This is a genomic window from Mesorhizobium sp. M2A.F.Ca.ET.037.01.1.1, from assembly GCF_003998075.1.
Taxonomy (GTDB): Bacteria; Pseudomonadota; Alphaproteobacteria; order Rhizobiales; family Rhizobiaceae; genus Mesorhizobium.
In genome coordinates this window covers 1-9,973 of record NZ_RZSA01000129.1, presented here as the reverse complement: position 1 = coordinate 9,973, position 9,973 = coordinate 1, and the positions used below count along the sequence as shown (strand labels likewise).

Sequence of the window (9,973 nt, the reverse complement as noted above, 5' to 3'; positions counted from 1 at the left end):
CAGATGCTCGGCGTGCCCCTTGCCGAGATCGCGCAGCTCGCGGCCAAGCTCCTTCCCCGCGTCTGCGTCATAAACGCAGGCGGCGCAGAGACTGGCGGCGCAGTCGATGGCAAGCAACTTCATACGGGCAGCTTCATGGGCCGGTTAACGAACGGATCGAAACACAATTCCCTCTGCCCGGCATGGGGCGCCGCCGCAAGGGCCAGGGCGCAGAAATGTTAAGCGGCTTTGCTTCTAGAGCGCTTCACCGTTTCACGGAAACGGCGGGCCGCCCTATCTCTTTGTTTTGACGCAATTCCGGACAGAGGGTTACGGCGAACGCGCCGAACCTAACCGCTCACACTTTTCCCGGAAATTGCTCCAGGCGCGGCGATCACGCCGTCGCGACAATGCGCAGCATATGGTTGTCCCAGACATAGTCCGGCTCGGAACGGATGGCGCCGGCGCCGCCGACGATCTCGCCGGCGCCGGTCGTCGCCATGAAGCCGCTGCCGTCAGGCGCAAGCCCCCAGACCTCCACCAGAGACCGGGTCGCAACCACGCGGCCGCTGGCGGCATCGATGACAGCCAGCGAATTGCCCTCCGGCGAGGTGACGGCGATCGTGCCTGTGACGGCATTGGCGGCGACCGAGCCAATGTAATTGCGGAAGCCGGAGAGCACGTCTTGCGGCATCTCCACCAGTTCGAGTTCCTTGCCGCGCGCGGCGCGGCCAACCAGCGCGGGGCGGTCTGTCGCCGGCCCGCGATATTGGCAGCCGAACCAGACGGTGCCCGCCTGGTCGCGGTCCATATGGCGGATCGAAAGCTGATGAAGCGCCGGCGGCAATTCATGCTTTTCGATCAGGTCGCCGGTGATGCGGTCGACCAGCGTATAGGATGGCTTCATCGTCGCGATGTTGAGCTCGGCGCGGCCATAGTCGGGATGGGTTTCGATGCCGCCATTGGCGATAGCCAGCGTTCGGCCATCGCCGAGCAGGAGCAGCTCGTGAGGGCCCATGCCATAGGTCGGGAACTCACCGACGCGACTGAACCCGGCCTTCGCGTCATAGACGCCGACGACACCGGCCGCGTTGTCGAAATCGTTTTCGGTCGCATAGAGCAGCGCGCCGTCGGGCGAGAACACGCCATGGCCGAAGAAATGCCGGCCGGCGATGCTGGCAATGGTCAAAGGCTTGTCGCGGCCGGCATGGTCGAAGACGACCGCGAAAGTGCCGGGCTGCCGGGCAAAAACGACCGAGCGTTTCGACACCGGATCGAAAGCGACGTCGTGGCCGCGGTCCGGCAGATCGATGCTGTGCAGGATCTTGCCGGCCTCGGACAGCACGGCGGCGCCAAAACTGCCGTCGCGCTTGACGAAAGCCGTGGCAAACACCGCGTCCGCCGCCAGCGTGTCGGCCCAGGCGCGCGGCGCCATGGCGGCGGCGAAGCCAGCGCCCGCGGCGCACAGGAAGTCGCGACGGTCGATGAGGGGAGTTCTCACGGCATCAATCCCCATCCAGCGACGAGAAGCCGGCGGTCAGGCCGAACTCGGCGGTCATCCTGGTGCCGATCAAGGTCGACAGGCTCGAGGTGATCAGCGCGAAATGTTCGAGCTTGTCGCGCAGCGCGGGGTCGGCGAGCGCCTTGTCGATCGGGCCGGGGATCGATTTCGCTGTTGTCACGCCGTTGCTGAGCTGGATGTGGATGGACTCGGCCATCCACTGCGCGTCGGCGGGCAGCGCATCGCCTAGCTTGGAAGCCTGGAACAGCTGGTCGATGCCGGAGAGATTTCCGGCCAGCGAAGCCGCCGTGTTCCGCGAGCGCCAGTAGATCGCCTGCTTTGGCTTGTCGGCGTCCGGCTTGGCGCCAAGGAAGCCCTTGAGCCGCACATCGCGGATCATGTCCAGCTCGTTGATGAAGACGCCGACCAGTTCCGTCACCGCTTCGTTGCCGTCGCGGTAGAGCGGGTTCTTCGGGCCGGGATGAGCCCAGAGCGAAGCGAAGCCGTCGGGCTTTTGCCAGGCATCGCGCACCTCGCCGGCCATGGTTTCGACGTTGCCGGCGACCGCCTCGCCATAGGCGCAAAGATAGGGCTCGTCCTTCCCTGCAAGCGTTTCGGCGCCGTCGCCATAAAGCACGTATTCGAGCGCGCCGAGGCCCTGCATGGCGACGCTCTTTTGCGCCAGTTGCACCGGATCGGTGGCCGACGGGTCCTTCGATGCGAGCGTGGCCTGCACTTGTCTCAGGCCGATGCTCTTGCGGTCCGGCCAATAGAGCATACGCTCCAGCCGGTTGTTTTCCTTGATCGGCCCGAAGGCGATGATCTCGGCCACAGACCAGGCCTCGACCGTGCCGGAAAACGCCGAGCGCGCCGCTTCGAGATTGATTTCGGACGGCGCTTCGCAAAGCTGGTGCATCGCCCTGGCCAGGCCCGCCGCATGCTCGTCAAGACTGGCATAGGCGGGGCGGACGAAGCCATCGATCGCGCGCTCGATGACGTCGGAAGCCTTGACCGCGGCTGATGCCGGCAAGGCAGCGGCCAGAAGGAAAGGAAGAACAAGGACCAGGCATTTCGACATCAGAGCGACGCGTTTTAGCATCAGAGGGACTCCAGGAATTTGATCAACGCATCGCGATCGGTCGCGGCCGCCCCGGCAAAGCGGTCGCGGGCGTTCTGCCCCTCGCCGCCATGCCACAGGATCGCCTCGGCAAGCGTGCGGGCGCGGCCGTCATGCAGATAAAAGGCATTGCCATTGACTGTCGCGGTGAGCCCAATACCCCATAGCGGCGGGGTGCGCCACTCGCTCCCCGTGGCTTCTCCAACCCGTTGTCGGTCCGCAAGGCCCTCGCCCATGTCGTGCAGCAGGAAATCGGAATAGGGCCAGATCAGCTGGAAGGCCTGCGCCTTGTTGGGCGTGCCGCGCATGGTCACGAATTTCGGCGTGTGGCAGGCGATGCAGCCCATTTCGTAGAACTGCTTCTTTCCGTCGAGCACTTGCGGTGTGGCGATGTCGCGCCGTGCCGGCACGGCCAGATTCTGCGAATAGATGGTGACGAGGTCCATCACCGGCGGCGGGGCTTCGGCCGTGCCCAGCCGCTGCTGCACGCCGTTCGGCATGGCCAGGCAATCCTTCTCGGCCACCGTGCAGTCACCCCAAGGCTTCGGCATTTCAGGAGTCGAGATGCCGATATCGCCGGCAAAGGCGTCGGCCGCCTGCTGGCGGATCGAGGCGGTCTGCGCCTTCCAGCCGAAGCGGCCCAGGGTCACCGCACCACTCAACTCGTCGCGCACGATGTTCGGCCGGCCCGAAATGCCATCGCCGTCGCGATCGTCCGGATCGGCATGGGCAAGGATATCGGCTGGCGCGATCTGCTCGATCAGGCCCAGCCCGATCATCGGCGGCGTCAGGCGCGGCGACAGCGTGGTGCGCGGATCGAGCGGGCCATAGCCGGGATTTTCGACGGAATAACGCGGCTTGCGCAGCGCAACGGCGGTGCCGTCGCCGAGCATCACCTTCTCCTCGGAGTACTCGACGCGCACACGGCCTTCGCCCTTGAGGCCCGGAACTGCCAGATCCTGCAATTGCGTGCCATAGACCGGATCGGGAAAGTTCAGCAGCTTGTGGTCGGCGAGCGCCGCTTTTTCCTCTGCGCTGCTGGCGTCGCGCGCGAGCCTGAGGAACATCGACGTCGATCCGGCATCACCTTGCGGCGGGCGGCCGCGGCCATCCTTCAAATGGCAGTTCTGGCAGGCGCGCTCGTTGAACAGCGGGCCAAGACCGTCGGAAGCCTGGGTCGACGACGGCGACGACACCCAGTTCTTGCGGAAAAGCGCATTGCCGAGCTTGAAATTGCCCTCTTCCTCGAAAGTGATGTTGGCGGAGGACTGCGAGAAGGCATCGCGGTTGACGTCCTTGCGCGAGGTGCCGGCGCCGCCCTGCATCAGCTCGAACGGCTCAGGCCTGGTGAAGTCGGTCGTTGGCCTGGTGACGGCCAGGACCCGCGCCTGGTCCTTCGGCGTCAGGTCGGTGCGGCTCGTCGGCAAGGCGGCCGGCTCGCCGGCCAGCGTGGGTGCGGAAAGCACGATCGCCAGCAAAAGCGACGCCCCGCGACCGGTCCGGTATCGCGGGGTCTTCTGAAGCGGCAGGCCGTCGATTGCGGCCGGCCGCGCGCGGCGCGAAAAGTCTACGGGGCGCCGCATTCCCGCATGTCCTTACTCCGCCTCGTTGGCCGAGTCGGCATTGAGCAGGCCGTACTTTTCCTCGCCGATCGAGGCGAGCAGGTCGAGCTGCGTTTCCAGGAAGTCGATATGGCCTTCCTCGTCGGTCAAAAGGTCCTCGAACAGCTTCATCGAGACGAAATCGCCTTCGTCGTGGCAAATCTCGCGCGAGCGCTTGTAGGCGGTGCGCGCGTCATATTCGCCGGCCAGATCGGATTCGAGCACTTCCTTGACGTTCTGGCCGATGCGCAGCGGCGCGACGGACTGCAGGTTCGGGTGGCCTTCGAGGAAGATGATGCGCGCGATCAGCCGGTCGGCGTGATGCATTTCCTCGATCGATTCCGCCCGCTCCTTCTTTGCCAGCTTGGTGTAGCCCCAATCCTCGAGCAGGCGATAATGCACCCAGTATTGGTTGACGGCCCCAAGCTCCAGAAACAGAGCTTCATTAAGCCGCTCGATGATCTGCGGTTCGCCTTTCATGGGTTCTGCTCCCGTATTGGCCGCGCAAGCCTCGCACGCGATCCAGGTGTGAAACGATGTCCACGCCGCCCATCTGTGAGCGGGCGTGGTAGTTCTCGGTGACCCGAATGATCGTTTCCACCACATTTGGGAAACAGCCGCAACAGCGGCCGCGCTTGCGCATCGCGTGGTAGACCTTCGCGGGCACGATCAACTGCCAGGGATCCTCATCCAGCAGGCCGATGATCGTCTGCTCGATCTCCTTCTCGGTGATGATGTTGCAATGGCAGATCAGCATTGACTTGCTCTGGCTGACGGCGCCGGTCCCGCGCCGCTTGGCTGGTATCGAGATCTAAACTTACTTGAACACCTTGTCGGGTGCGTCGAGGCTGTCGGAACCCTCGAAGGCGATCTGGTTCAGCTTGAGCGAGCCGACGGCGCGCTCGATCGACTTGGTCTGGTCGATCAGCGCATCGATCGCCGCCTGCACGGTGGCGTTGCCTGCGGTGTTGCCCTCGGCAATCTGCTGGTCATAGGCCTCGCCGGCCAACGCGCGCGCCTTGATGGCCTCCATCTTGGCGACGGTGGTGTCGAGCTTGCCCGACAGCTCCTTGTCGATCGCCGGATCGGCGGCCTTCACCATGTCGGACACCGACGGACCCGAAACCACGGAACCGTCGAGCCGCTTGTAGCTGGCATGGTAGGCGTCGCGGATGCCGATCGCGTCATAGAGATGCGAGTTGTAGGTGTTGTCGGAGAAGCAGTCGTGCTCCTCCTCCGGATCGTGCAGCAAAAGGCCAAGCTTCATGCGCTCGCCCGCCAGTTCGCCGTAGGAGAGCGAGCCCATGCCCGTGAAGATGGTGGAGATGCCGGTATTCGCGTCACCGTCCGTGAGGTTCTTGCGCGCGGCGCCGTCTTCCTTCCAGTTGTTGACCATCTCCTGCAGGTCGGACACCAGAAGGTCGCTCGCCGATTTCAGATATTCGGCGCGGCGGTCGCAATTGCCGCCCGTGCAGTTCTTGAGGTCGTAATCCGTATAGGGCCGCTCGCCGGCGCCCGGACCGGTGCCGTGCAGGTCCTGTCCCCAGAGCAGGAATTCGATCGCGTGATAGCCGGTCGCGACATTGGCCTCGACGCCGCCGGCTTCCTGCAGCGTGCCGGACAGGAATTCCGGCGTCAGCTTCGAGGCGTCGACCTTCTTGCCGTTGATCTCGATTTCCTTGTTGGCGATGACATTGGCCGTGTAGAGGGCGTTCTCGTCCGACTCGGTGCCGTAGCTCTTGGCGACATAGTCGATCAGGCCCTCATCCAGCGGCCAGGAATTCACGCGGCCTTCCCAGTCGTCGACGATCTTGTTGCCGAAGCGATAGACCTCGGTCTGCTGGTAAGGGTTGCGCGCCGCCTTCCAGGCTTCGCGCGCGGCGTTCAGCGTGTCGGCGGAGGGGCTGGCGATAAGCGCATCGACGGCCTTGTCCAGCGCCAGCGCGGTGATCAGCGAATCCTCGTATTTGGCCAGAGCGATGTCGGCAAAGGTCTTGATCACCGCTTTGGCGTCGGTCTCGGCTTTCGCCGGCAACACGAAAACCGCCGCCGTCAGCGCAGCCGTGGCGCAGATCGCAGCGAGCCTGCCGCCATTACGTGCCGTCATCATCTTTCTCCAGTTCCATGGAAATTCAGCAAAGGGCGCGTGCGTCCACTCACGCCGAGGCATGAGCATGCCGGGAAAATTGGTGGCCGCGCCGATGCGCGGTTCGCGATAAAAAGACACCCTCTTGCCTCCAATCGAAAGGGTTCAAGGCCCAAACATCAAAGGGATACGCTTTGCGCGCAGTCCTCCATAAAGCGAGGGAGAGGCCGGGAGTCAACTGGCGCGACGGAAAAAATTCAATTGAAACAACAGTTTAGAATTATTCTAAACTACGAATGTCAACTTTTAAGCCAGCACTGCCGCTGACTCGATTGACAGACAGCCATTCTGGGTGCGACCCGATCCTCGGCTCTTGCGGCGGCGGCAGACAATCGCCACTTGGCGCAAGGGCTTAGATTTGCAAACAAAAAAGGATTGCGATGACGAACGGGGTTGTGATTGTCGGTGCGGGCCATGCCGGCGTGCAGGCCGCCGCCAGCCTGCGCGAAGAGGGCTATGATGGGCCCGTCGTCCTGATCGGCGACGAGCGGGAACTGCCTTATCACAAACCGCCGCTGTCCAAGACCTTTATCAAGGATCCCGAAGCCAAGCCCCAGCCCTTGCGCGGCGAGGCATTTTATACGGGCAACACCATCGACTACCGGCCGGGCATGCGCATCGACAGCATCGATGCCCGCGCGGGCCGGTTGAATCTCGCAGGCGGTGGAACGCTCGGCTTCGACCGGCTGGTGCTTGCGACCGGCTCGCGGCCGCGCCTGCTCAAGCTCGACGGCGCCGGCCTCGCCGGCGTGGTCTCGCTGCGCTCGCTGGCCGATGCGCGCCTGATCCGCGAGCTCAGCGCGCAAAGCGAGGACGTGGTCATTCTCGGCGGCGGCTTCATCGGGCTGGAGATCGCGGCGACGCTGAGGGCCGCCGGCCGCAACGTCACGGTCGTCGAGGCCGTCGACCGGTTGCTCGGCCGCGCCGTGGCGCCGATCATCGCCGCACATGTGCGCCAGCGCCTGGAGGCGATCGGCGTGCGCATCCTGACCGGCACAACCGTTGCCCGGCTGGAGGGTGACAGCGGCCGCGTCTCGGCAGCGATCACCTCAAGTGGCGAACACCTGCCGGCGCAGATGGTGATCATCGGCATCGGCGTCGTGCCCAATGTCGAACTGGCCGAAACCGCCGGCCTGGCCATCGGCAACGGCATCCGCGTCGACCAGCATATGCAGAGCTCGATCCCCGAAATCCTCGCCATCGGCGACGCCGCCGCCTACCGGCACTGGTTCACCGGCGGCGACGTGCGGCTGGAATCGGTACAGAACGCCACCGACCAGGCCAGGCTTGCCGCGCGCACCATCCTCGGGCACGTGGAGGCCTTCGCCGCCGTGCCGTGGTTCTGGTCGGATATCGGCGACATGAAGCTGCAGATGGTGGGGCTGACGCAAGGCGGGGACAGCCACGTGGTGCTCGGCGATCTCGCCGACAACAAGTTCTCGATCTACCATTATGCCGGTAGCCGGCTGCTCGGCATCGAATCCGTCAATCGCCCCGCGGACCACATGCTTGGCCGCAAGATGCTCGGCGCCGGTTTCTCGCCGACGCCGCAGACGGTGGCAGGCGGGCCGGATTCATTGAAGGCCGCGCTTGCGGCCTTCAATGAGGACGAACCGACCAGGGCGACGGGCTGACTGTTCAATCCACATGCTGGGAACAGCGCTTGGAGTGCGAAAGACGCCAAACCTTGGCAAACGAGCTCCGCCGACTTATCATAAATTGATAATATCGGATAAAGCGAAAGATTTGTTCCATGCCTGCAAGCTACAGCATTGGCTCCCGCCACGAGGCATTCGTGCGCGAGCTTGTCGAGAGTGGCCGCTATGCCAGCGCAAGCGAGGTTGTGCGCGATAGCCTGCGTCTGCTGGAAGAACGCGAAGAGCACCGGCAGGCGAAGCTTGCCGCGCTGCGCGAAGACATCCGCAAGGGTGTGGAGAGCGGACAAGCTATTGCAGCCGACGACGTTTTTGATCGGTTGGAGAAAAGATACGCGGCTGAAAGCCGCAAATAATGGCTCTCAGTTTCGCACCCGCCGCCGTGCAGGACATTGAAGAGATTGGCGATTACATCCGAGCTGAAGATCCGGCCGCCGCCCGCCGCTTGATAGCGGCTCTTCGAGTACGATGCGACACTATCTTGGAGCACCCCGTGGTGGCGCTCCCCGTTCCGAGCTCTGGCCCGGGCTGCGCTCCGTCGCATTCCAGAGATACGTCATCTTTTATACCGTCGAAGATGACGACGTGCGTGTTGAGCGCATCCTGCACGGCTCACGCGACATCCAGGGCATTTTCGATGGAGGGAAAATACCCAAGGATGGTTGAAGCTGACACGCGATCAGGCAGCCCGCGCGTCGCGGATTGAGCTTTCCAGAATATCCAGCGCCTCGGTCATGACGCCGTCCTGGATGGTGATCGGCGACAGGAAACGGATGACGTTGCCGTAGACGCCGCAGGTGAGCAGGATGAGGCCCTTGTCCAGCGCCTTCAGCCGCACCGCGTTGGCGAATTCGGCCGACGGCAGGCCTTTCTTCACGTCGTTGAACTCGACCGCGTTCATGAAGCCCGGGCCGCGGATGTCGACGATCTCCGGCACGTCCTCGCGGATCGATTCCAGCCGTTGCTTCAGCCGCGCGCCCAGCGCATTGGCGCGGTCGCAGAGCTTTTCCTCCTCGATTACATCGAGCACGGCGTGCGCCGCGGCGACGCCGATCGGGCTGCCGCCATAGGTGCCGCCGAGGCCGCCGGGACCGGGCGCGTCCATAATCTCGGCGCGGCCGGTGACGGCCGACAGCGGGAAGCCGCCGGCGAGGCTCTTGGCCATGGTGGTGAGATCGGGCGCCACGTCGTGATGGTCCATGGCGAACATCTTGCCGGTGCGGGCAAAGCCGGTCTGCACCTCGTCGGCGACGAGCAGGATGCCATGCTGGTCGCAGATCTTGCGCAATGCAGCCATGAAGTCGCGCGGCGCTTCGTAGAAGCCGCCCTCGCCCTGCACCGGCTCGACGATGATGGCGGCAACCCGGTTCGGATCGACATCGGCCTTGAACAGCTTGTCGAGCGCGGCGAGTGAATCCGCGACGGAAACGCCATGCAGCGCGACCGGGAACGGCGCATGGAAGACATCGGCCGGCATCGCGCCGAAGCCGACCTTGTAGGGCACGACCTTGCCGGTCAGCGCCATGCCCATGAAGGTGCGGCCGTGGAAACCGCCGGAAAAGGCGATGACCGCCTGGCGGCCGGTGGCGTTGCGGGCGATCTTGATGGCGTTCTCGACCGCCTCGGCGCCGGTGGTGACGAAGACGGTCTTCTTGCCGAACTTGCCGGGCAACAGGCCGTTCAGCCGCTCGGCGAGATGAACGTAGCTCTCATAGGGCACCACCTGGTGGCAGGTGTGGGTGAAGCGATCGAGCTGCGCCTTGACCGCCTCGATCACCTTCGGGTGGCGATGGCCGGTGTTGACCACGGCGATGCCGGAAGAGAAGTCGATATAGCGGCGGCCCTCGACATCCCAGATTTCCGAATTCTCGGCGCGATCGGCGTAGATCTGCGTCGTCATGCCGACGCCGCGCGAAATCGACTGGTTCTTGCGTTCGGAAATGGCTGAATTCTTCATATCGTCCCTCATCGGGC

The 9,973-nt window shown here is 64.1% G+C and carries 9 protein-coding genes and 1 pseudogene; 2 read left to right on the top strand and 8 right to left on the bottom strand.

Annotated elements, in window-relative coordinates; genetic code table 11:
- From EOA27_RS42040 to EOA27_RS09280, 7 genes and pseudogenes are all read right to left on the bottom strand, one after another.
- Positions 1–123: pseudogene (locus EOA27_RS42040) on the bottom strand (tRNA (adenosine(37)-N6)-threonylcarbamoyltransferase complex dimerization subunit type 1 TsaB); the annotation flags it as partial.
- A gap of 250 nt (positions 124–373) precedes the next feature.
- Positions 374–1,480, bottom strand: a complete 1,107-nt coding sequence (locus tag EOA27_RS09305; RefSeq protein WP_127256001.1) for a DUF1513 domain-containing protein — start codon at positions 1,478–1,480, stop codon at positions 374–376.
- 4 nt (positions 1,481–1,484) lie between these two features.
- Complete coding sequence (locus tag EOA27_RS09300; RefSeq protein ID WP_189343266.1) at positions 1,485–2,579, bottom strand: imelysin family protein; 1,095 nt, start codon at positions 2,577–2,579, stop codon at positions 1,485–1,487.
- Positions 2,579–4,180: a di-heme oxidoredictase family protein gene (locus EOA27_RS09295; protein ID WP_126079426.1), complete on the bottom strand. Its 1,602-nt coding sequence runs from the start codon at positions 4,178–4,180 to the stop codon at positions 2,579–2,581. The genes EOA27_RS09300 and EOA27_RS09295 overlap by 1 nt, the downstream gene beginning before the upstream one ends.
- A 12-nt stretch (positions 4,181–4,192) precedes the next feature.
- Positions 4,193–4,678 (bottom strand): bacterioferritin, encoded by a 486-nt coding sequence (gene bfr / locus EOA27_RS09290; RefSeq protein WP_040985970.1) that lies wholly within the window; start codon positions 4,676–4,678, stop codon positions 4,193–4,195.
- The gene (locus tag EOA27_RS09285) at positions 4,644–4,955 is read right to left on the bottom strand and encodes a (2Fe-2S)-binding protein (protein WP_126079427.1); all 312 of its coding nucleotides are present in this window, start codon (positions 4,953–4,955) and stop codon (positions 4,644–4,646) included. Before EOA27_RS09285 ends, bfr begins: the two co-directional genes overlap by 35 nt.
- Before the next feature lie 60 nt (positions 4,956–5,015).
- Complete coding sequence (locus tag EOA27_RS09280; protein WP_127256003.1) at positions 5,016–6,305, bottom strand: imelysin family protein; 1,290 nt, start codon at positions 6,303–6,305, stop codon at positions 5,016–5,018.
- 419 nt (positions 6,306–6,724) lie between these two features.
- On the opposite strand from EOA27_RS09280, the gene EOA27_RS09275 reads away from it, so the two are divergent.
- Entirely contained in the window at positions 6,725–7,978 is a 1,254-nt protein-coding gene (locus EOA27_RS09275; RefSeq protein ID WP_126079428.1) for an FAD-dependent oxidoreductase, read from the top strand.
- Between the two features lie 119 nt (positions 7,979–8,097).
- Positions 8,098–8,355 carry a type II toxin-antitoxin system ParD family antitoxin gene (locus tag EOA27_RS09270; RefSeq protein ID WP_126079429.1) on the top strand — a complete coding sequence of 86 codons (258 nt, stop codon included), beginning with the start codon at positions 8,098–8,100 and terminating at the stop codon, positions 8,353–8,355.
- 323 nt (positions 8,356–8,678) lie between these two features.
- On the opposite strand, the gene EOA27_RS09260 is transcribed toward EOA27_RS09270, so the two are convergent.
- The gene (locus EOA27_RS09260; RefSeq protein WP_126079430.1) at positions 8,679–9,956 is read right to left on the bottom strand and encodes a 4-aminobutyrate--2-oxoglutarate transaminase; all 1,278 of its coding nucleotides are present in this window, start codon (positions 9,954–9,956) and stop codon (positions 8,679–8,681) included.
- Positions 9,957–9,973: the final 17 nt, after the last annotated feature.